Source organism: Clostridium sp. AM27-28 (assembly GCF_003480955.1).
In the GTDB taxonomy this organism is placed as follows: domain Bacteria; phylum Bacillota; class Clostridia; order Lachnospirales; family Lachnospiraceae; genus Otoolea; species Otoolea fessa.
Map to the genome: position 1 here is coordinate 308,013 of NZ_QUJT01000001.1, position 19,833 is coordinate 327,845.

The following is a 19,833-nucleotide window of genomic DNA, read 5'->3' on the forward strand; positions in this document are numbered from 1 at the left end:
CGGGGCAAAGATGCACCTGGGGAGTATGAACGATTTGAACAGTATGAAAGGAAATTGCCATGATTAGTACAAGCAATGTAACACTGCGAGTAGGAAAGAAGGCGTTATTTGAGGACGTAAGCATTAAATTTATCGAGGGAAACTGCTACGGACTCATCGGTGCCAACGGTGCCGGAAAGTCTACCTTTTTACGAATCCTGTCCGGACAGCTGGAACCGACCAATGGTGAGGTTATCATCACACCGGGACAGAGACTTTCATTTTTACAGCAGGATCACTTTAAATATGACGCATATCCGGTACTTGATACCGTTATTATGGGAAATGCGAGACTCTACGAGATTATGAAAGAGAAGGAAGCCATCTACATGAAGGAAGACTTCTCCGAGGAGGACGGCGTCAAGGCTGCCGAGCTGGAGGGCGAGTTCGCCACGATGAACGGCTGGGAGGCAGAGTCCGACGCGGCGAACCTTTTAAATGGTCTGGGAATCGAGACGGATCTCCACTACAAACAGATGGCAGATCTGACCGGTGCCCAGAAGGTCAAAGTTCTTCTGGCGCAGGCACTGTTCGGAAACCCGGACATCCTGCTTCTCGACGAGCCGACAAACCACTTGGATCTCGATGCGATCGCATGGCTCGAGGAGTTCTTGATCAACTTTGAGAATACGGTTATCGTGGTATCCCATGACCGTTACTTCTTAAATAAAGTCTGCACCCAGATCGCAGATATCGACTATGGCAAGATTCAGCTCTATGCCGGAAACTACGATTTCTGGTACGAGTCCAGCCAGCTGATGATCAAGCAGATGAAGGAAGCCAACAAGAAGAAGGAAGAGAAGATCAAGGAGCTGCAGGAGTTCATCCAGCGATTTTCCGCCAATGCTTCCAAGTCTAAGCAGGCAACCTCCAGAAAACGTGCTCTGGAGAAGATTGAGTTAGATGAGATCAAACCGTCCAGCCGTAAGTACCCGTATATCGACTTCCGTCCGGAACGTGAGATCGGTAATGAGGTATTAAGCGTAGAGAACCTGTCTAAGACTATCGATGGTGTGAAGGTTCTTGATAATATTTCCTTCATTCTCGGACGCGAGGACAAGGTAGCATTTGTAGGACCGAACGAGCAGGCAAAGACCGTTCTCTTCAAGATTCTTTCCGGCGAGATGGAGCCGGATGAGGGATCCTATAAATGGGGTCTGACCACCAGTCAGGCATATTTCCCGAAGGACAATTCGAAAGAGTTCGATAACGACGACACGATCGTAGACTGGCTGACCCAGTACTCTCCGGTTAAGGATGTGACCTATGTCCGCGGATTCTTAGGACGTATGCTGTTTGCCGGTGAGGACGGCGTGAAGAAGGTCCGCGTTCTTTCTGGTGGTGAGAAGGTGCGCTGCATGCTTTCTAAGATGATGATCTCCGGTTCCAATGTCCTGATTCTGGATGAGCCGACCGACCATCTGGATATGGAGTCCATTACCGCTCTGAACAACGGTATGATCAAGTTCCCGGGCGTGCTGTTATTCTCCTCCCGTGACCACCAGATCGTTGAGACGACCGCAAACCGTATCATGGAAATCGTAAACGGCAAGCTGATCGATAAGATTACTACTTACGATGAGTATCTGGCAAACGATGAGATGGCGAGAAAACGTCAGGTATTTACTGTTACGGATAGTGAGGAAGAGGACGACTAAGAGCTGGAATCAAAGTGATTTAGGATAATAAGCGAGAATCCTCGGTTATTCAATTGCCGAGATGAAAGCACAAAAGTCTGAAAGATAAAAGACAGCCCCAGACGCTGCATGTGAGCGATGCCTGGAGCTGTCTTTTGCACATCTATGGTGTCAATGTCCCGTTTTTGGCGTGATCAATCTTTCTTATGGCGTGATTCCAGATAAACCAGGTAATTGATGTATTCGATCAACTGCTTTTTCGTGGAAGTCTGGAATGATGAGATACGCCCATTGACCTCTCCATAGGTGACATTTTTAAGAAATGGTTTCGCCATTTCGGGCGGATTCTTCGGGTAGGAGGTTCGACCGAGAATATAATCGGCGCTGACCTGGTAATAATCCGCCAGTTTTATCAGATGCCGAAGAGGCAGATCCGTCCGGTTTGTTTCATAGCGGGAATAGATTTGCTGAGTTGTACCCAGCAGACTGGAAATTTCCGCCTGCGTTTTTCCTTTGTCCTCCCGTAAATCACGGAGCCGGTCACCAGCAGCAATCATTTAAAGCACCTCCCACATACATCAAATATTTGTGAAAACAATCTATCATACAAGTATGCGCAGAATTAAAAGATACAATTAACTGGTGTAGAAACAGTAAAAAATACATTTATAAAAATGTAAACAAAAAAGAATATCCGCTCTATGGAATAAAACGGCAGCTGGGTTTTTGTTTTACTGTTTACAGTCTGCCCGAATTAGTTTAAAATAAAAGGAAATAGGCAATTCTGCTTTGAATGAAAACGGGCAGGATTGTGGATAAGAAACAGAAAGCGAGGACAATTTTCATGAGTCAGAAGCCAGTTCTGGTGATCATGGCGGCTGGTATGGGCAGCCGGTACGGCGGCTTGAAGCAGATTGATCCGGTCGATCGGGAAGGAGATCTGATCATCGATTTTTCGATCTTCGACGCAGTCGAGGCTGGATTCGAAAAGGTCGTATTTATTATCAAGAAATCGATTGAGAAAGAGTTTAAGGAACATATCGGAAACCGCATGGAAAAGCATGTGCAGGTGGAGTATGTGTATCAGGAAAATGACCGCCTTCCGGATGGATTTGAGGTTCCGGAGGGACGCGTCAAACCGTGGGGAACCGGTCATGCGATTCTCTGCTGCAGCGAGGTGATCGACGGACCGTTTGCGGTGATCAACGCGGATGATTACTATGGAAAATCCGCGTTCAAGGCGATCTATGATCGTCTGGCATCCTGCGGTGATGATGACAAATATCAGTATGCGATGGTTGCCTATCATCTCTACAACACATTGACGGAAAACGGGCATGTGGCGCGCGGCGTCTGTACGGTGGATGCGGATGGACATCTGGCGGATATCCACGAGAGAACGCGCATCGAGAAGCACGGCGATCAGGCGGAATATACCGAGGATGACGGCGCAACCTGGGAGCAGCTGGGGGAGGATACGCTTGTATCGATGAACCTCTGGGGCTTTACTTCCAGCATCTTAAAGGAGTTAAAGGCGCGTTTTGTTCCATTTTTGGAGAAAAACCTGTCGGTAAATCCACTCAAATGTGAGTATTTCCTCCCGTTTGTGGTGGATGAACTTCTGAAAGAGGGGAAAGCCGAGGTGACCGTGTTAAAGAGCGTGGACCGCTGGTACGGCGTGACCTACAAGGAAGATAAGAAGATTGTGACAGACGCGATCCAGGGGATGAAGGACGGCGGTCTGTATCCGAAAAAACTTTGGGAAGAGTAAGAATGAAGAGATAGGTATTAGGAAGGAAAAATGGGTATGAGCAAGTTGATGAAAAGCCTGCCGTTTCGGCTGGCGCTGGGTGTAGCGATCGGTATTATTGCCGGTCTTATAGCAAATGAAAGTTTTATGAATCTCGTTGTGACGCTGAATTATATTTTTGGGCAGATTATTTCGTTCTGTGTACCGCTGATCGTCATCGGCTTTATTGCCCCGTCGATCACGAAGCTTGGAAAGAATGCCTCCAGATTGCTTGGAGTAGCGCTGATTCTGGCGTATACATCGTCTCTTGGCGCGGCGCTGTTTTCGATGGCAGCCGGATATACGCTGATTCCGCATATGTCGATTCAGTCGGCAGTCGATGGACTGCGCAGTCTGCCGGAGGTTGTCTTTAAATTGGACATTCCGCCGATCATGGGCGTCATGAGTGCGCTGGTATTTTCCGTTATGATTGGTCTGGCAGCGACCTGGACCAAGGCGGTGACGGTAACGAAACTCTTAGACGAGTTCCAGAAGATCGTTCTGGAGATAGTACAGAAGATTGTCATTCCGATTCTTCCGATTTACATCGCATTTACGTTCTGTTCCCTGGCATATGAGGGAACCATCACAAAACAGGCTCCGATCTTCATTTCGGTTATCCTGATTGTTATGGCAGGCCACTATATCTGGATGGCGCTGCTGTATACACTGGCTGGTATTTACTCTGGCCGTGACCCGAGAGGCGTTATTAAGCATTATGGTCCGGCATATCTGACGGCAGTCGGTACGATGTCTTCTGCGGCGACCCTGGCAGTGGCGCTCAGCTGTGCCAAAAAGGCAGAGCCGCTTCGTGACGATATGGTTGATTTCGGTATTCCGCTGTTTGCGAATATCCATCTGTGCGGTTCGGTTCTGACCGAGGTATTCTTTGTCATGACGGTATCCAAGATTTTGTACGGCGCCCTCCCGGATATGATGACGATGGTTCTGTTCTGTGTTCTTTTAGGTGTATTTGCCGTAGGTGCACCGGGTGTTCCGGGCGGTACGGTTATGGCATCCCTGGGACTGATCACCGGTGTCCTCGGTTTCGATGCGACTGGAACGGCGCTGATGCTGACGATCTTTGCGCTTCAGGACAGTTTTGGTACTGCCTGCAACGTAACGGGTGACGGTGCGCTGACCCTGATGCTGACGGGATATGTGGAGAGACATGGGATTAAACATCAGGATTTACACGTAGATTTATAAAAATGAGAGAGGTGGGGCAGGCAGCAGCCGCCCCGAAACAGGTCTGTGAATGCGCCGCTGGCTCTTCGCACTATCGTTGTTCGCTTGCTTTCACTACACTTGTTCGCCTGTGTCGGACTTGCGTCCGCCCCATTCGGACAAGCGTGTTCAAGATGCGTACAACTGATAGGCGAAAGCCTGCTCTGCATCCACAGACCAGTTTCGGAGCGTCTGCCACCTGCCTGCTGTCTTTTTATGTATCGGAAAAACCTTATTTGATAAAAAGGAGAGATAGAATGAAAAAAATGATTTCCTGGAACGTAAACGGCTTGCGGGCGTGTGTGGGAAAGGGATTTCTGGATGTATTTCATGAGCTGGATGCGGATATTTTCTGTATTCAGGAGAGCAAGCTGCAGGAAGGGCAGATTGATCTGGAGCTTCCGGGGTATTATCAGTATTGGAGCTATGCGGAGAAGAAGGGATATTCGGGAACGGCGTTGTTTTCGAAGGAGGAGCCGCTTAGCGTGAGCTACGGTCTTGGTATTGAGAAGCACGATCATGAAGGGCGCGTCATTACGGCGGAGTACCCGGATTATTATGTGGTGACCTGCTATACGCCGAACTCCCAGAATGAGTTGGCGAGACTTCCGTACCGGATGCAGTGGGAGGATGATTTCCGCCAGTTTTTGAAGAAGCTGGAGGAGAAAAAGCCGGTTATTTTCTGTGGGGATCTGAATGTGGCACACACGGAGATTGACCTGAAAAATCCAAAGACGAACCGGAAAAATGCCGGATTTACGGATGAGGAGAGAAGCAAGTTTACGGAGCTTCTGGACTCTGGATATATCGACACGTACCGCTATTTTTACCCGGATAAAGAGGGCGTTTATTCCTGGTGGTCGTACCGGTTTAAGGCGCGCGAGAAGAATGCTGGGTGGCGGATTGATTATTTCTGTGTTTCCAAGAGCCTGAAGGACCGGCTGGCGGGCACGCAGATTCATACGGAGATACTGGGTTCGGATCACTGCCCGGTAGAATTACAGATAAAGGATCGGGATGAGACATGAATTTACTGACAGCAGAACATCTGAAAAAATCATATACGGAACGGCTGCTTTTTGATGACGTGGCATTTTCCATCGGTGAAGGTGATAAGATTGGTCTCATCGGCATCAACGGAACCGGAAAATCTACTCTTCTAAAGATTGTAGCCGGTCTGGAAGAGCCGGATGAGGGTACGGTGGTAAAGGGACGAAATCTCTATATCCGTTATCTGCCTCAGAATCCGGAGTTTGAAGCGGGACGGACCGTCTTAGACTGCGTGATCCGGGAAAATATGGCGCATGAGCACGCCTGGGATCTCGAGGGCGATGCGAAATCCATGCTGAATAAGCTTGGAATCACCGATTATAGTGCCAAGGTGGAGACACTTTCGGGCGGACAGAGAAAGCGCGTTGCGCTCGCAGCGGTGCTGTTATCGACGGCGGATCTGTTGATTTTAGACGAGCCGACGAACCATCTGGACAGTGCGATGGCGGACTGGCTGGAAGAGTATCTGAAAAAATTCCGCGGCGCGCTTCTGATGATCACGCACGACCGGTATTTCCTTGATAACGTGACGAACCGCATCGTCGAACTGGATAAGGGAAAGCTGTACAGTTATCAGTCCGGTTATGAGGGCTATCTGGAATTAAAGGCAGAGCGCGAGGCGATGGCGGTGAGCTCGGAGCAGAAACGGCAGAATATCCTGCGGACGGAGCTGGCGTGGATCCGGCGCGGCGCACAGGCACGCAGCACGAAGCAGAAAGGGCGTATTCAGCGCTTCGAGGCGTTGAGTGAGGTGGAAGCGCCGAAAGTAGATGGAAATGTGGAGATGAGCTCGATTTCCAGCCGTCTCGGACGGACCACGGTCGAGGCACACCATCTTCATAAGGCGTATGGTGACCGCCTCCTGATCGATGATTTTTCCTATATCTTCTTGAAGGATGACCGCATCGGCATCATCGGACCGAACGGCAGCGGCAAATCGACGCTGATGAAGATGATTACCGGCTGGGTGAAACCGGATTCGGGCGAGACGATCATCGGCCAGACCGTAAAAATGGGTTATTTTTCACAGGAAAACGAAGATATGGATCAGTCGATGCGCGTGATCGACTATATTAAAAATGTGGCAGAGTACGTGCGGACGGCGGACGGGCTGGTATCGGCATCCCAGATGTTGGAACGGTTCCTGTTCCCGTCCCATATGCAGTACACGCTGATCGGCAAGCTATCGGGCGGCGAGCGGCGCAGACTCTATCTGCTCCATATCCTGATGGGCGCGCCAAACGTCCTTCTGCTCGACGAGCCGACCAACGACCTGGATATCGGCACGCTGACGATTCTGGAGGATTATCTGGATCATTTCCAGGGGATCGTGATTACGGTATCGCATGACCGGTATTTCCTTGATCGCGTAGTGCGCCGGATCTTCGCCTTTGAGGGAGGCGGCGCGATCCGTCAGTATGAGGGCGGCTATACCGACTATCAGGCAGCCTGCGGGGAACGCATAGCGGCAGAGATGGAGGCATCTGGGACGGCATCCGGTCAGGAACGCGGCAGAGGCCAGAAGACCGGATGCGCTTCTGGTGCGGGAACGCCAGATGCAGCGGAGACGGCAAAGGATAAAAACCGCGGCCGCCAGCGCGAGAAAAAGCTCAAATTCAGCTATATGGAGCAGAAAGAGTGGGAGACGATCGAGGATGATATCGCGGCGCTGGAAGAGGCAATCGCGGATCTGGAGCAGCAGATGCAGGACTCTGCCCGCGATTATACGGCTCTGAACGGCATCATAAAGGAAAAAGAGGAAAAAGAAGCTCTTTTGGAAGAAAAGATGGACCGCTGGATGTATCTGAACGATCTGGCGGAGAAAATAGAAGCGCAGGCGGCTGCTCACAAATAGGCACTTTTGGAACCGAAAGTGCCGTATGAAAACGTGGAGGGGATACAGGTGAAAGCAGAAAAAATCGTGAGACAGAAGATAAGAACCCCTGATTTTACACCGGGAATCAAGCGGACAGAGACGGGAATGCACTTGTGCGTCGAGGCACCGGGGACATTCTGCCATCTGGCAATTTATGAGACAGGTAAAAAACAGGGTGTCCGGATCCCATTTTCCCCGGAAGAACGGGTGGGGGATCTCTGGATGATGGAGCTTGCGGGCGATGATTTTTCGGGACTGGAATACACGATCGAGACTGAGCAGGGGGAGCTGCCGGATCCGTGCGGGCGCATCTATACAGGACATGAGCGCTGGGGCGATTTAAAAGCGGCGCTCCGTCCGGTGCGCTGCCGTTTCCCGGAAGAAACGTATGACTGGGAAATGGATCAGCTGCTGAAACATCCGTATGATGAGACGATCCTGTACCGGCTGCATGTGCGCGGATTTACCCGTCATACTTCTTCCGGCACCGGGGAGCGGGGAACGTTCCGTGCGCTGACGGAGAAAATTCCCTATTTAAAGGAATTGGGTATCACAGCAGTTGAATTAATGATGCCGAATGAATTTCAGGAAGTGATGATGGAGGATGGGGCAGACGGGAATCCGTATGCGACCGGGACACCGACCGGCCGGCTCAATTACTGGGGCTATGGGGCGGGATACCTGTTTGCGCCGAAAGCTTCGTACACATCCGGGAAAGAGAAAGAACCGGAGCGGGAATTTAAGGATCTGGTGAAAGAATTTCATAAAAATGATATTGAAGTGCTGGTTGAGCTTTATTTTACCGGCGAGGAGAGCGCGGCACTGGCGCAGGAGGCGGTTCGTTTCTGGGTTTACGAGTATCATGTGGATGGCGTGCACCTGTCCGGGTTTGCGCCGGCCGAACTGCTGGCGTCAGATCCGCTGTTAGCTGATACGAAGCTATTAGCTGCTTCCTGGGATGGCGTGCGTGTGCCAAAAACGGCAGCGGCACCGAAGCTGCGGGAGCGCCGCTGGCATCTGGGCGAGTACAATGAAGGATTTTTGATCGATATGCGCCGGGTATTAAAGGGCGATGAGGATCAGGTCGGCCGTCTCATTTACCAGACACGCCGGAATCCGGACGCGTATGGCGTGATCAACTATATGGCGGCGACAAATGGCTTTACGATGATGGATATGGTTTCCTGTGAGCAGAAGCACAACGAAGCGAACGGGGAGAATAACCGGGACGGAAGCGATTATAATTATACGTGGAACTGCGGCGTCGAGGGCACGACGCGGAAAAAGAAGATTGTGCAGATGCGGAAAAAACAGCTCCGCAACGCATTTTTGCTGCTCTTTCTGAGCCAGGGAACGCCGATGTTTTTAGCGGGCGATGAGTTCGGCAATTCCCAGAATGGCAACAATAATGCTTACTGTCAGGACAATGAGATTTCCTGGCTCAACTGGCATCAGCTGGAGACAAACCGGGATATTTACGAATTTGTAAAATATATGATAGCGTTCCGCAAAGCGCATCCAGTGTTCCATCTGCCGGTGGAGCCGAAAAATATTGATTACCTCGTCTGCGGACACCCGGATGTTTCCTACCACGGCGTCAAAACATGGTGCCCGGAGTTTGAAAATTTCCGCCGCCAGCTCGGCATTCTCTACTGCGGCGAGTACGGGCGAAGAGCGGACGGCACCAGCGATGACTATTTCTTTGTCGCCTACAATATGCACTGGGAGCCGCATGAATTTGATCTTCCGAAACTTCCGAAGGGAATGCAGTGGACTTTGTGCATCAACACAGACGACGCAGATAATAACGGAATCTGTCCGTCGGAAAGCCTGGAGGCAGGGCAGGAGCCGCAGGAAGAGCTTCGTCAGTATATGGTTCCGCCGCGGAGTATTCTGGTATTTCGCGGCTTTAAGCCAATTTCCGGTCCGGCATCCGAAAAGGATGGCAAAAAAGCTGGGAAAGTGGTAAAATCGGTAAAACGGCAGAATGTCAGAAAAGAACCGGCAAAGGAAGCGGAGACTGTGGTTGCGGCAGCGCGCGAACTGTAAGAACGGAATTGAAAGAGGATAAAGCAAGTTGAAAAAGAAACTTTTTAGAGGGCTGGCAGCCGCCCTGTGTGCTGCCATGATGGCAGGGAACGCGGCGCTTCCGGCATATGCGGCGGGTCCGTCACGGGAGTCGGTTCCCTATGCGGATTCCTATGCCTCCTATCAGTGGGCTTTTTTAAATACAGGTGAACTGCGTCTGGTGCCGAGCCATACGGCGGCAGTGGATGCAGCGATTGGGGCGATTACCGGCAGCCCGGCGCTCTCAGCAGATGGAACGGTCCGTTCTCTGGAAGGGATCGATATGAATATTGTCCCGGCATGGAAGAAATATGACGCGAAAAGTGGAAAACGTCAGGTGATTGTGGCGCTGATTGATACGGGAGTTGACATAACTCACCCGGAGCTTAGCGGTTCGATCTGGACGAATACGGGGGAAATTCCGGGCGATGGCATTGACAATGACGGAAATGGTTATATCGATGACGTTTACGGCTGGAATTTCTATGATAATAATGCCCAGGTATTTACCGGGACGGATGACAATCATGGTACCCACTCGGCGGGCACGATCGCGGCGGCGAGAAATGGAGTCGGAACGGTTGGAATCTGCGATCCGGCGTATGTGAAGATCATGGTGATCAAGACGCTTGGAACATCGTCCGGTGTCGGAACCGTCAGCAACGTGGTTAAGGCGATCCGGTATGCGCAGGCGAATGGCGCGTCGATCTGCAATCTGAGCTTTGGCACGATGAAATATAGCGAGGAGCTGTATCAGGCGATCAAGGATTCGGGGATGCTGTTTATTGTGGCGGCTGGAAACGGCGACGCCTCCGGCAATGGCTACAGCATCGATGAGCAGCCGATGTACCCGGCAAGCTTTGAACTGGACAATATCATTTCCGTGGCAAACCTGCGCTTTGACGGTCAGCTCGACCGTGCGTCCAATTACGGGGTGAGAAGCGTGGATCTGGCAGCGCCGGGCAATTATATCCTGAGTACGATCACGGGCAATGACTATGCCTACATGAGCGGCACGTCGATGGCGGCACCGATGGTAACCGGAACGGCGGCAATGCTGTACTCCTGCGATGCGTCCCTGTCGCTTATGGATGTGAGAAACCGTATTTTGCAGTCGGCGCGGCCGCTTGAGAGTCTGTCCGGCAAAGTGGCAACCGGAGGTATGCTGGATGCCGGGGCGGCGATGCCGTAGATGAGAAAAACGAAAAGAAAGATTGTTAAAAAAATATTGAAATTCTCGTTTGTATGTGATACTATGAACGGGTGAGATAATTACTCCGCAGATTCATATGTTTATAGGTATGAAGACGGAGTAATTACCATGATTTCTTCGGGGCAGGGCGAAATTCCCTACCGGCGGTATAGTCCGCGAACCGCGACGGCGGCCGATTCGGTGAGATTCCGAAACCGACAGTATAGTCTGGATGAGAGAAGAGGCAGGAGTCAGAGAGTGTACCGCTTGAGCGTAAGCAGGCTGGTGTACATCGGCTAAGTTGTGATTTATCATCCCAGGTCCCGAACAACCTGGGATTTTTTTAGTTTTACAAATGCAGCTAGTCCGGCACTTGATTCATACTCCTCCTTCGGAGAAATGAGTTTTAAAACCGAAAGGAGATTTAAGATGAAGACAGGAAAATGGAGTATTCAAAAATTGATTTATACGGCGATGCTGGCAGCGGTTGCTGGCGTGCTGATGTCATTGGAATTTTCGGTTCCGATGATGCCGCCGTTTTATAAGGTGGATTTCAGTGATGTGCCGTCTGTGATTGCCGTGTTTCTGATGGGACCGGTATCCGGTATCTGTGTAGAAGTCATCAAGCTGTTAATCAAGCTGATTACTGTCGGAACTAACACGATGTACGTCGGTGAGCTGGCCAACCTGATTGCGGCGTTCCTGTTCGTATGGCCGCTGTGGTTCCTCTATCAGAAGCTGGGCGTTAACCGTAAGGCAGCTGTAGAAGCGCTTCTGCTCAGTATCGTGATCCGCACCGCGTGTGCATGCTTTATCAATGCGAACATTACGCTTCCGTTATATGCGAAAGCGATGAGCCTGCCGCTGGATGAAGTGATCCGCATGGTAGCGTCGGTCAACCCGGCGATCAAAGACCTGAATGGATTTATCATCCTGGCGACGATCCCATTCAACGTATTGAAAGTGGGACTCAACTATATCGTTGGACAGCTTTTGTTTGTACGCCTGCGTGCGGCGAAGATTGTGCCGAAAGCAGTATAAAATGAAATAAGAGGAATGGTTTGACGGATTTGGCTGTTTGCTGTGAAACGGCAGAACCATTTCATAGAAAGGATTGTCGGGAAACCGCTGGGAAAGCTGCCTGGGGGAAGAATCCCGGACAATCCTTTTTTGTTTGATGGAACGTGCAAAGACATATCTGTTTTTATAAGAGGAGGAGATACTATGATACGTAACTATAGAGATTTGACAAGATGGGAAATGGAGCAGGTGGACCGTGAGAACACGATTGTCCTGATTCCGCTCGGGGCTCTGGAACAGCACGGCAATCAGGCACCACTGGGAACGGATGATATTATCGCGGAGGCGATGAGTCAGGAGATCAAAAAGGCACTGGAGGCAGAGGGGGAAGAAGACTTCCCGATGCTGCTGTTTCCGGTGATTCCGGTGGGCTTAAGTACAGAGCATAAGAATTTCTGCGGTTCGGTCACAGTTCGGCCGGACACTTACTATCATCTCTTATATGATATATGCGTTAGCTTGGCGCATCACGGTTTTAAGAAGCTGGCTTTTTTGGTATGCCATGGTGGGAATGCGCCGATTGCGCAGGTTTTAAGCCGGGAACTTCGGAGTGAGCTGGGGATTGCACCGTTTATCCTTTCAGCGGGGGCATTTGGTCATCCGGATGTAAAAGCAACGATTTCAAAGGGAAATATCTGGGATTTCCACGGTGGAGAGATGGAGACATCGATGGTAATGGCAGTCGATGAAAGTCTTGTGAAGCTGGAACTTTCGGAAGCGGGAGAGCCGACGGCGTTTGAGAAGACCCGCGCCCTGAAGCCATACGGTCCGGTTTCGATCGGCTGGGTGTCGGAGGACTGGAAAACAAAAGACGGATCGCCGATTGGAATTGGAGGAGATCCGTCTGGTGCAAGCGCCGAGAAGGGGCGAATTATATTAGAGACGAGTGCGCGGGAACTGGTCCCGGGGCTGTTAGATATCCGGGATTGGAATGAATAGGAATCAAACTTAAAAATGGAGTGTCTATGTCATCCGAATACCAGTGTTATTTACCAGATTCCCAGCGTCCGGATGCACCGCATGGTAATACCAGTCCGGTGCGGGTAACCGGAAGTCCCAGCTCGTCCGATTTCACTGTGCCGCCGTGGGTGGAGGCAACTTCGGTTGAGAGCATATAGGTCAGGACGGACGGCGCCAGCCCGGTGGTGTAGGAGTTGATGAGGAAGAAGAGCGGGTTGTCCGATAACAGTTTCGTGCAGAGCTGCACGAACGGGTAAATCGAAGTTTCGATCTTCCAGATCTCGCCTTTCGGTCCGCGGCCGTAGGACGGCGGGTCCATGATGATTCCGTCGTAATGGTTGCCGCGGCGGATCTCACGCTCAACAAATTTCACACAGTCATCGACGATCCAGCGGATGGGTGCATTTTCCAGCCCGGAGGAACGGGAGTTTTCCTTCGCCCAGGCTACCATGCCCTTGGAGGCGTCCACATGGGTCACGCTGGCGCCGGCTGCGGCTGCCGCCAGGGTAGCGCCGCCTGTGTAGGCAAAGAGGTTTAAAACCTTGATTGGGCGTCCGGCATTGCGGATGCGGTCACCGAACCAGTCCCAGTTTGCCGCCTGCTCCGGGAAGAGACCTGTGTGCTTGAAGCTGAACGGTTTTAAGTTAAAGGTCAGTTCTTTGTAATAGATCGACCACTGCTCCGGCAGGTCGAAAAATTCCCATTCGCCGCCGCCCTTGGAGCTTCTGTGGTAGTGTCCGTTCATCTTTTTCCAGCCGCGGTGTGTCTTGGGGGTGTTCCAGATAACCTGCGGGTCCGGGCGAACCAGAAGATAGTCGCCCCACCGCTCCAGTTTCTCTCCTTCGGAGCAGTCAATCACTTCATAATCGTTCCATCCATCTGCAATCCACATAAAATTTTATCCTTTCAAAAAAATGAGGCGCAAACCCCGGAAAAGGGTATCTGCCGCCTTTATAATCGGTGTTATCCATAAGCCATTTCCATCTAAATGGCATAAATGGTTACTGTTCCCGGGTAGGCACTTTTGGAACCGAAAGTGCCGTAAGAAAACGTGGTGACAGCAGGAATTTGCCGTATTTAAATGCGAAGCCACGGCAAATTCCGTTACTGGGCACGATGCGTGCACAGTAACCATAGACGCAGTCTGTCTGACCGGAAAAACGGTTCAGTTGAAATGCATACCTAATTATATCGGTCATTGATTGGCGTGTCAAACCTTTTGAACGGCTTCCTGCCAAAAAAAGTAAATAAATTGAAAGATAAATCTCCTTGAAGATTCCTACATCTCCTGTTAAAATGTATATTAGGTAAATGATAGATTGCACGTATCTGGAACAAAACAAGGCGTTATAAGCATCTGATGCAGTCTCTACACGACGGGAAGTGTGCGAATGCGCAGCAGGTGGGAGAATAGACGTTATCAATCGTGAACTGGGAGGGCTTGTATATGAAGAGACAGAAACTGGCAGTCTGCGTCCTTTCCGCAGCGCTGATGATAGGGGCGGCGACCCTGACATCTTACGCGGCAGAAGGCTGGCAGCAGTCTGGAAACAGCTGGATATATGTGGACAACAATGGCAATAAGGTGACGAATACCTGGAAGAAGGGCGCAGACAATCTCTGGCGCTATCTCGATTCCCAGGGCAACATCGCGTCGAACTGCTGGGTGGACGACGAATACTTTGTCGAGAGTACCGGCATCATGGCGACTGACAAGTGGCTGAAGCTGCCGAAGCGCAATCCGGCATGGAACGAGACTTCCGCTACGACGGTCTGGTACTATTTCTCCACCAGCGGAAAGATGGTATCCGACGGCTGGTCCAAGATCGGCGGCAAGTACTATTACTTCGACGGTGATGGAGCGATGCAGACGGGCTGGGTGGATGATGACACCTACTACACGAATGCAGATGGTGTCATGCAGATCGGCTGGGCCTATCTGGAAGATCCGGATGATGCCAAAAAGGACGATGATGAAGTGAAACCCGGCGACGACGATGAGGATCATCATTGGTACTACTTTCAGAGTTCAGGAAAGAAATATGTGCCTTCTTTAGGCGGTGCCAAATATAAACAGTATAAGATTGACGGAACCTACTACTGCTTCGACGAAAACGGAGCGATGCAGACCGGCTGGGTCGATATGGGAAATTCCTCTGGATTTGCAAATTACCGTTATTATCAGAGCAACGGTCAGGTACAGACTGGCTGGCTCTCCACGACTCCGCCGGAGGATGATGATTATAATCTGGATCTCGGCAGCGATGTACAGTGGTATTATTTTTCAAGCAACGGCGAGCCGAAGGTGGGTCCGAAGATTTCTGACGCTTCGACGAGCAACCTGGTTCGCATCAACAATATTACCTACTTATTTAATGAGAAGGGCAACCCGGTCTATGGTCTGAGACGTCTGGAGGTAGGAACGAGCGGTCAGTATGCCTGCTATTTCTTCGGCGCGGACAAGGCGACCAGCTCAGTCGTAAAAGGCAAGGGAAATGTAGTAGAGGGCGACGGAACGACCGGACAGTTCTATTTCACTGACAGCGGCAACAAGGCTGGACGCGGCTACTCAGGTGTGGAGGATGGATTCCTGTACTACATGGGTAAGCTTCAGAAGGCAGACAGCGGTACCAAGTATGAAGTCATTGAAGTCAATGACAAAAACTATCTGGTAACGACGAGCGGCAAGGTAGTGAAATCCAGCACCGTGAAGGATGCGAACGGCACAAAGTTTAAGACAAGCTCTTCGGGTGTTGTCACAGAGGTGGACGGCACAAGCAACGATGGCAGCGACGAGGCTAGAACCCCGGTGGAACCGACGTATTGGGAGGATTAATTAAAAAAGCTGGGAGTCTTCTCGACTGAGATAAAATTTCTGCATGGAAATATATTCTTGTGGATAAACAGGAGTTTCTTCTATATAAAAGGTGTAATTACCCACCGGAAGAAGAAACTCCTGTTTTTTCTTGAAAAATATAGATTTTTTCTTAAAAAAACACTTGCATTTCCCGGAAAGCTGTGTTATTATAACGAAGCTGTGGCATGATAGCGATGAAACGAGAGGTTGCTGCTTATGATAAGCAGGTTATTCCGCGGAGCGAATGTCAAGTTAGGAAACTGGCGACAAGTCACTGTACAAAAATAGAGTATCCTGAAGACAAATGACGGATTTGGTGTGTGGACTGCGAGGACACACACGGGTATGTGTACAGTCACCGCTTGTCGTGCTTAATAGTACGAAAAGGAGGCGACTTTTTTTATGGCAAGTCAAGTAATGAGAATCACACTGAAAGCTTATGATCATCAGCTGGTAGATACATCCGCTGCAAAAATCATTGAGACTGTAAAGAAAAACGGATCAAAGGTGAGTGGACCGGTGCCGCTGCCAACTAAGAAAGAGGTAGTAACCATTCTGCGAGCAGTTCATAAGTACAAAGATTCCAGAGAGCAGTTCGAGCAGAGAACTCATAAGAGACTCATCGATATCATTGCTCCGAGCCAGAAGACAGTTGATGCACTGCAGAGACTGGAAATGCCGGCTGGCGTGTCCATCAACGTAAAGATGAAAAACAAATAATTAAGAATCCTATACTAGTTTAGATAGAGACATCTGGACAGTTCTAGGATGAACGCGGGAGTTTGACGAACGCGTTCCGCTGTAGAAAAACAGGAGGTCAGATTAATGAAGAAAGCGATTTTAGCTACCAAAGTCGGAATGACTCAAATCTTCAACGAAGACGGAGTTTTAACTCCAGTAACCGTTCTTCAGGCTGGACCGTGTGTTGTTACACAGGTTAAGACAGAAGAGAACGATGGCTACAAAGCAGTACAGGTTGGTTTTGTAGACAAGAGAGAAAAACTTGTGACAAAGCCGGTTAAGGGTCATTTTGACAAGGCAGGCGTTGCTTACAAGAGATATGTAAGAGAGTTCCGCTTAGAGAATGCTGAAGAGTATTCTGTAAAAGACGAAATCAAGGCAGACATCTTCGCAGCAGGCGATAAAATTGATGCAACTGCTATTTCCAAAGGTAAAGGTTTCCAGGGTGCCATCAAGAGACACGGCCAGCACAGAGGACCGATGGCTCACGGTTCCAAGTTCCATCGTCATCAGGGTTCCAACGGTTCTGCAACCACACCGGGACGCGTATTTAAGGGCAAAGGAATGCCGGGTCACATGGGCAGCGTAAAAGTAACTGTTCAGAACCTGGAGGTTGTTAAGGTTGATACTGAGAACAACTTACTCCTTGTTAAAGGCTCTGTACCGGGACCGAAGAAATCCTTAGTAACAATCAAAGAGACAGTAAAGGTCGCTAGATAAGGCTTTTACGGGAAAGGAGGAACATACAGATGGCAAACGTATCTGTTTTCAATTTAGAAGGCAACGAAGTTGGCACATTAGAACTGAATGATGCTGTATTCGGTGTAGAAGTAAATGAACATCTGGTTCACATGGCAGTTGTAGCACAGCTTGCTAACAAACGTCAGGGAACTCAGAAAGCAAAAACCCGTTCCGAAGTTTCCGGCGGTGGTAAGAAACCGTGGAGACAGAAAGGTACCGGACATGCAAGACAGGGTTCAACAAGAGCTCCGCAGTGGACGGGCGGCGGCGTAGTATTCGCTCCGACACCACGTGATTATACAATCCGTTTAAATAAGAAAGAGAAGAGAGCTGCTCTTAAATCCGCTCTGACAAGCCGTGTAAACGAGAACAAGTTCATCGTAGTTGAGGCTATGAACTTCGACGAGATCAAGACAAAGAAATTTGTTGAGGTTATGAACAACCTGAAAGTAAACAAAGCTTTAGTTGTTCTGGATGAGGCTTGTGACAAGGCTGTATTATCCGCTAGAAACGTGGCAGACGTTAAGACTGCTTCCGTAAGCACCATCAACGTTTACGATATCCTGAAATACAACACAGTAGTAGCAACCAAGGCTGCTGTAGCTTCTATCGAGGAGGTATATGCATAATGGCAAACGTACAGTACTATGACGTAATCCTCAAACCGGTTGTAACTGAGAAGAGTATGAATGCTATGACAGACAAGAAATACACCTTCCTGGTACACACCGAGGCAAACAAAACTATGATCAAAGAAGCCGTTGAGAAGATGTTCCCGGGCACCAAAGTTAAGAGTGTCAACACCATGAACATGGACGGCAAGACAAAGAGAAGAGGCATGACCTTCGGTAAGACAGCTGCAACAAAGAAAGCTATCGTTCAGCTGACCGAGGACAGCAAAGAGATCGAGATCTTCGCTGGTTTATAATTCATCCTCAATAGACAATTATACGACGAACACTATGTCGTGAAAAACATGAAGAAACGCCAGGAGGCGTTGAACGAAAGGAGTCAAAGTCATGGGAATTAAATCTTACAGCCCATATACACCTTCCAGAAGACATATGACCGGCTCTGATTTCTCTGAGATTACAAAATCCACACCGGAGAAATCCTTAGTAGTTTCTTTAAAGAAGAACGCAGGTCGTAACAACCAGGGTAAAATCACCGTTCGTCACAGAGGCGGCGGTTCCAGAAGAAAATATAGAATCATCGACTTCAAGAGAAATGCAAAAGACGGTATCGCAGCAACCGTACTTGGTATCGAGTACGATCCGAACCGTACAGCAAACATCGCTCTGATCTGCTACGCAGACGGCGAGAAAGCTTATATCCTTGCTCCGGCTGGTTTACAGGTTGGACAGAAGGTTATGAGCGGTGCAGAGGCTGAGGCAAAAGTTGGTAACTGCTTACCGCTTTCTGAAATCCCGGTTGGTGCACAGATTCACAACATCGAGCTTCTTCCGGGCAAGGGTGGTCAGCTGGTTCGTTCCGCTGGTAACTCTGCTCAGTTAATGGCTAAAGAAGGCAAATATGCAACCCTTAGATTACCGTCCGGAGAGATGAGAATGGTTCCGATCAGCTGCCGCGCTACTATCGGTGTAGTTGGCAACGGCGACCACAACCTGATCAATATCGGTAAGGCTGGTAGAAAACGTCACATGGGTATTCGTCCGACTGTCCGCGGTTCTGTTATGAACCCGAATGACCATCCGCATGGTGGTGGTGAGGGCAAGACCAGTATCGGTCGTCCAGGTCCTTGCACACCTTGGGGCAAACCGGCACTCGGCCTGAAGACCAGAAAGAAAAACAAACAGTCTAATAAGTTAATCGTAAGAAGAAGAAACGGTAAACAGTAATAGGAGGTATACTAATGGGTCGTTCATTAAAAAAAGGACCATTTGCAGATGCTCATCTTTTAAAGAAAGTAGATGAGATGAACGCAGCAGGACAGAAACAGGTTATCAAAACCTGGTCCCGCCGTTCCACAATCTTCCCGCAGATGGTTGGACATACAATCGCAGTTCACGATGGTAGAAAACATGTTCCGGTATACGTGACAGAGGACATGGTTGGACATAAACTCGGTGAGTTTGTAGCCACTAGAACTTACAGAGGCCACGGAAAAGACGAGAAGAAAGCAGGACGTAAGTAAGTTACGCTTGAAAGGAGGTTTCACCAATGGCTAAAGGACATAGATCCCAGATTAAAAGAGAAAGAAATGCTAATAAGGATACGAGACCGTCGGCTAAGCTGTCTTACGCCAGAGTATCCGTTCAGAAAGCATGCTTCGTATTAGATGCCATCAGAGGCAAAGATGTGAAGACAGCGCTTGGTATTGTAACATACAATCCTAGATATGCTTCTACTTTAATTAAAAAATTACTCGAGTCTGCTGTTGCTAACGCAGAGAACAACAACCAGATGAATCCGGAGAACCTGTACGTTGCAGAATGCTTCGCTAACAAAGGACCGACAATGAAGAGAGTAAAACCGAGAGCACAGGGCCGCGCTTACAGAATCGAAAAGAGAATGAGCCACATCACAATCGTGCTTGATGAGAAATAAGAGGAGGCA

19 protein-coding genes and 1 riboswitch are annotated in these 19,833 nt (G+C 49.6%); of the genes, 17 read left to right on the forward strand and 2 right to left on the reverse strand.

Going from position 1 to position 19,833, the window contains the following annotated elements:
* The first annotated feature begins 59 nt into the window (after positions 1-59).
* Positions 60-1,697 (forward strand): ATP-binding cassette domain-containing protein, encoded by a 1,638-nt coding sequence (locus DW720_RS01455; RefSeq protein ID WP_022360588.1) that lies wholly within the window; start codon positions 60-62, stop codon positions 1,695-1,697.
* A gap of 173 nt (positions 1,698-1,870) precedes the next feature.
* On the opposite strand, the gene DW720_RS01460 is transcribed toward DW720_RS01455, so the two are convergent.
* The gene (locus tag DW720_RS01460) at positions 1,871-2,233 is read right to left on the reverse strand and encodes a helix-turn-helix transcriptional regulator (RefSeq protein WP_022360587.1); all 363 of its coding nucleotides are present in this window, start codon (positions 2,231-2,233) and stop codon (positions 1,871-1,873) included.
* Positions 2,234-2,520: 287 nt separating this feature from the next.
* On the opposite strand from DW720_RS01460, the gene DW720_RS01465 reads away from it, so the two are divergent.
* The 8 genes from DW720_RS01465 to DW720_RS01500 all read left to right on the forward strand — a co-directional run bounded on the left by DW720_RS01465 (position 2,521) and on the right by DW720_RS01500 (position 12,896).
* Positions 2,521-3,447, forward strand: coding sequence for a sugar phosphate nucleotidyltransferase (locus tag DW720_RS01465; RefSeq protein WP_118749237.1), 927 nt, complete (start codon positions 2,521-2,523; stop codon positions 3,445-3,447).
* A 36-nt stretch (positions 3,448-3,483) separates the two neighbouring features.
* Positions 3,484-4,674 (forward strand): dicarboxylate/amino acid:cation symporter, encoded by a 1,191-nt coding sequence (locus DW720_RS01470; RefSeq protein ID WP_118749238.1) that lies wholly within the window; start codon positions 3,484-3,486, stop codon positions 4,672-4,674.
* A 275-nt stretch (positions 4,675-4,949) separates the two neighbouring features.
* Positions 4,950-5,720, forward strand: a complete 771-nt coding sequence (locus DW720_RS01475; protein ID WP_022360584.1) for an exodeoxyribonuclease III — start codon at positions 4,950-4,952, stop codon at positions 5,718-5,720.
* Entirely contained in the window at positions 5,717-7,597 is a 1,881-nt protein-coding gene (locus DW720_RS01480) for an ABC-F family ATP-binding cassette domain-containing protein (protein ID WP_118749181.1), read from the forward strand. The genes DW720_RS01475 and DW720_RS01480 overlap by 4 nt, the downstream gene beginning before the upstream one ends.
* Before the next feature lie 48 nt (positions 7,598-7,645).
* A complete protein-coding gene (locus DW720_RS01485; protein WP_243099683.1) occupies positions 7,646-9,667 on the forward strand; it encodes an alpha amylase C-terminal domain-containing protein in 2,022 nt (673 codons plus the stop codon).
* A 28-nt stretch (positions 9,668-9,695) separates the two neighbouring features.
* A complete protein-coding gene (locus tag DW720_RS01490; protein WP_243022686.1) occupies positions 9,696-10,877 on the forward strand; it encodes a S8 family peptidase in 1,182 nt (393 codons plus the stop codon).
* A gap of 130 nt (positions 10,878-11,007) precedes the next feature.
* Positions 11,008-11,125: riboswitch (FMN riboswitch) on the forward strand.
* A 181-nt stretch (positions 11,126-11,306) separates the two neighbouring features.
* On the forward strand, positions 11,307-11,918 hold the full coding sequence (locus DW720_RS01495) for an ECF transporter S component (RefSeq protein WP_118749182.1): 612 nt from the start codon (positions 11,307-11,309) through the stop codon (positions 11,916-11,918).
* 183 nt (positions 11,919-12,101) lie between these two features.
* Positions 12,102-12,896 carry a creatininase family protein gene (locus tag DW720_RS01500; protein ID WP_118523456.1) on the forward strand — a complete coding sequence of 265 codons (795 nt, stop codon included), beginning with the start codon at positions 12,102-12,104 and terminating at the stop codon, positions 12,894-12,896.
* Positions 12,897-12,942: 46 nt separating this feature from the next.
* On the opposite strand, the gene DW720_RS01505 is transcribed toward DW720_RS01500, so the two are convergent.
* Positions 12,943-13,809, reverse strand: coding sequence for a class I SAM-dependent methyltransferase (locus tag DW720_RS01505; RefSeq protein ID WP_118523457.1), 867 nt, complete (start codon positions 13,807-13,809; stop codon positions 12,943-12,945).
* Between the two features lie 555 nt (positions 13,810-14,364).
* Between DW720_RS01505 and DW720_RS01510 the strand changes: the two genes are divergently transcribed.
* From DW720_RS01510 to rplV, 8 genes are all read left to right on the forward strand, one after another.
* Positions 14,365-15,753 (forward strand): cell wall-binding protein, encoded by a 1,389-nt coding sequence (locus DW720_RS01510; protein WP_118523458.1) that lies wholly within the window; start codon positions 14,365-14,367, stop codon positions 15,751-15,753.
* A gap of 423 nt (positions 15,754-16,176) precedes the next feature.
* Positions 16,177-16,494: a 30S ribosomal protein S10 gene (gene rpsJ, locus DW720_RS01515; protein WP_022360576.1), complete on the forward strand. Its 318-nt coding sequence runs from the start codon at positions 16,177-16,179 to the stop codon at positions 16,492-16,494.
* A 105-nt stretch (positions 16,495-16,599) separates the two neighbouring features.
* Positions 16,600-17,235: a 50S ribosomal protein L3 gene (rplC, locus tag DW720_RS01520; protein ID WP_022360575.1), complete on the forward strand. Its 636-nt coding sequence runs from the start codon at positions 16,600-16,602 to the stop codon at positions 17,233-17,235.
* Positions 17,236-17,264: 29 nt separating this feature from the next.
* On the forward strand, positions 17,265-17,885 hold the full coding sequence (gene rplD, locus DW720_RS01525) for a 50S ribosomal protein L4 (protein ID WP_022360574.1): 621 nt from the start codon (positions 17,265-17,267) through the stop codon (positions 17,883-17,885).
* Positions 17,885-18,184 (forward strand): 50S ribosomal protein L23, encoded by a 300-nt coding sequence (gene rplW, locus DW720_RS01530; protein WP_022360573.1) that lies wholly within the window; start codon positions 17,885-17,887, stop codon positions 18,182-18,184. Before rplD ends, rplW begins: the two co-directional genes overlap by 1 nt.
* A 91-nt stretch (positions 18,185-18,275) precedes the next feature.
* Positions 18,276-19,115 carry a 50S ribosomal protein L2 gene (rplB, locus tag DW720_RS01535; protein ID WP_022360572.1) on the forward strand — a complete coding sequence of 280 codons (840 nt, stop codon included), beginning with the start codon at positions 18,276-18,278 and terminating at the stop codon, positions 19,113-19,115.
* Between the two features lie 14 nt (positions 19,116-19,129).
* Positions 19,130-19,411 carry a 30S ribosomal protein S19 gene (rpsS, locus tag DW720_RS01540; RefSeq protein ID WP_022360571.1) on the forward strand — a complete coding sequence of 94 codons (282 nt, stop codon included), beginning with the start codon at positions 19,130-19,132 and terminating at the stop codon, positions 19,409-19,411.
* A 26-nt stretch (positions 19,412-19,437) separates the two neighbouring features.
* The gene (gene rplV / locus DW720_RS01545) at positions 19,438-19,824 is read left to right on the forward strand and encodes a 50S ribosomal protein L22 (RefSeq protein ID WP_022360570.1); all 387 of its coding nucleotides are present in this window, start codon (positions 19,438-19,440) and stop codon (positions 19,822-19,824) included.
* Positions 19,825-19,833 lie beyond the last annotated feature (9 nt).

What these genes read in the sequence shown, in the direction of transcription:
- DW720_RS01455 (WP_022360588.1), top strand. Translation starts at nt 60, where the DNA reads ATGATTAGTACAAGCAATGTAACACTGCGAGTAGGAAAGAAGGCGTTA.
- DW720_RS01460 (WP_022360587.1), bottom strand. Translation starts at nt 2,233, where the DNA reads ATGATTGCTGCTGGTGACCGGCTCCGTGATTTACGGGAGGACAAAGGA.
- DW720_RS01465 (WP_118749237.1), top strand. Translation starts at nt 2,521, where the DNA reads ATGAGTCAGAAGCCAGTTCTGGTGATCATGGCGGCTGGTATGGGCAGC.
- DW720_RS01470 (WP_118749238.1), top strand. Translation starts at nt 3,484, where the DNA reads ATGAGCAAGTTGATGAAAAGCCTGCCGTTTCGGCTGGCGCTGGGTGTA.
- DW720_RS01475 (WP_022360584.1), top strand. Translation starts at nt 4,950, where the DNA reads ATGAAAAAAATGATTTCCTGGAACGTAAACGGCTTGCGGGCGTGTGTG.
- DW720_RS01480 (WP_118749181.1), top strand. Translation starts at nt 5,717, where the DNA reads ATGAATTTACTGACAGCAGAACATCTGAAAAAATCATATACGGAACGG.
- DW720_RS01495 (WP_118749182.1), top strand. Translation starts at nt 11,307, where the DNA reads ATGAAGACAGGAAAATGGAGTATTCAAAAATTGATTTATACGGCGATG.
- DW720_RS01500 (WP_118523456.1), top strand. Translation starts at nt 12,102, where the DNA reads ATGATACGTAACTATAGAGATTTGACAAGATGGGAAATGGAGCAGGTG.
- DW720_RS01505 (WP_118523457.1), bottom strand. Translation starts at nt 13,809, where the DNA reads ATGTGGATTGCAGATGGATGGAACGATTATGAAGTGATTGACTGCTCC.
- DW720_RS01510 (WP_118523458.1), top strand. Translation starts at nt 14,365, where the DNA reads ATGAAGAGACAGAAACTGGCAGTCTGCGTCCTTTCCGCAGCGCTGATG.
- rpsJ (WP_022360576.1), top strand. Translation starts at nt 16,177, where the DNA reads ATGGCAAGTCAAGTAATGAGAATCACACTGAAAGCTTATGATCATCAG.
- rplC (WP_022360575.1), top strand. Translation starts at nt 16,600, where the DNA reads ATGAAGAAAGCGATTTTAGCTACCAAAGTCGGAATGACTCAAATCTTC.
- rplD (WP_022360574.1), top strand. Translation starts at nt 17,265, where the DNA reads ATGGCAAACGTATCTGTTTTCAATTTAGAAGGCAACGAAGTTGGCACA.
- rplW (WP_022360573.1), top strand. Translation starts at nt 17,885, where the DNA reads ATGGCAAACGTACAGTACTATGACGTAATCCTCAAACCGGTTGTAACT.
- rplB (WP_022360572.1), top strand. Translation starts at nt 18,276, where the DNA reads ATGGGAATTAAATCTTACAGCCCATATACACCTTCCAGAAGACATATG.
- rpsS (WP_022360571.1), top strand. Translation starts at nt 19,130, where the DNA reads ATGGGTCGTTCATTAAAAAAAGGACCATTTGCAGATGCTCATCTTTTA.
- rplV (WP_022360570.1), top strand. Translation starts at nt 19,438, where the DNA reads ATGGCTAAAGGACATAGATCCCAGATTAAAAGAGAAAGAAATGCTAAT.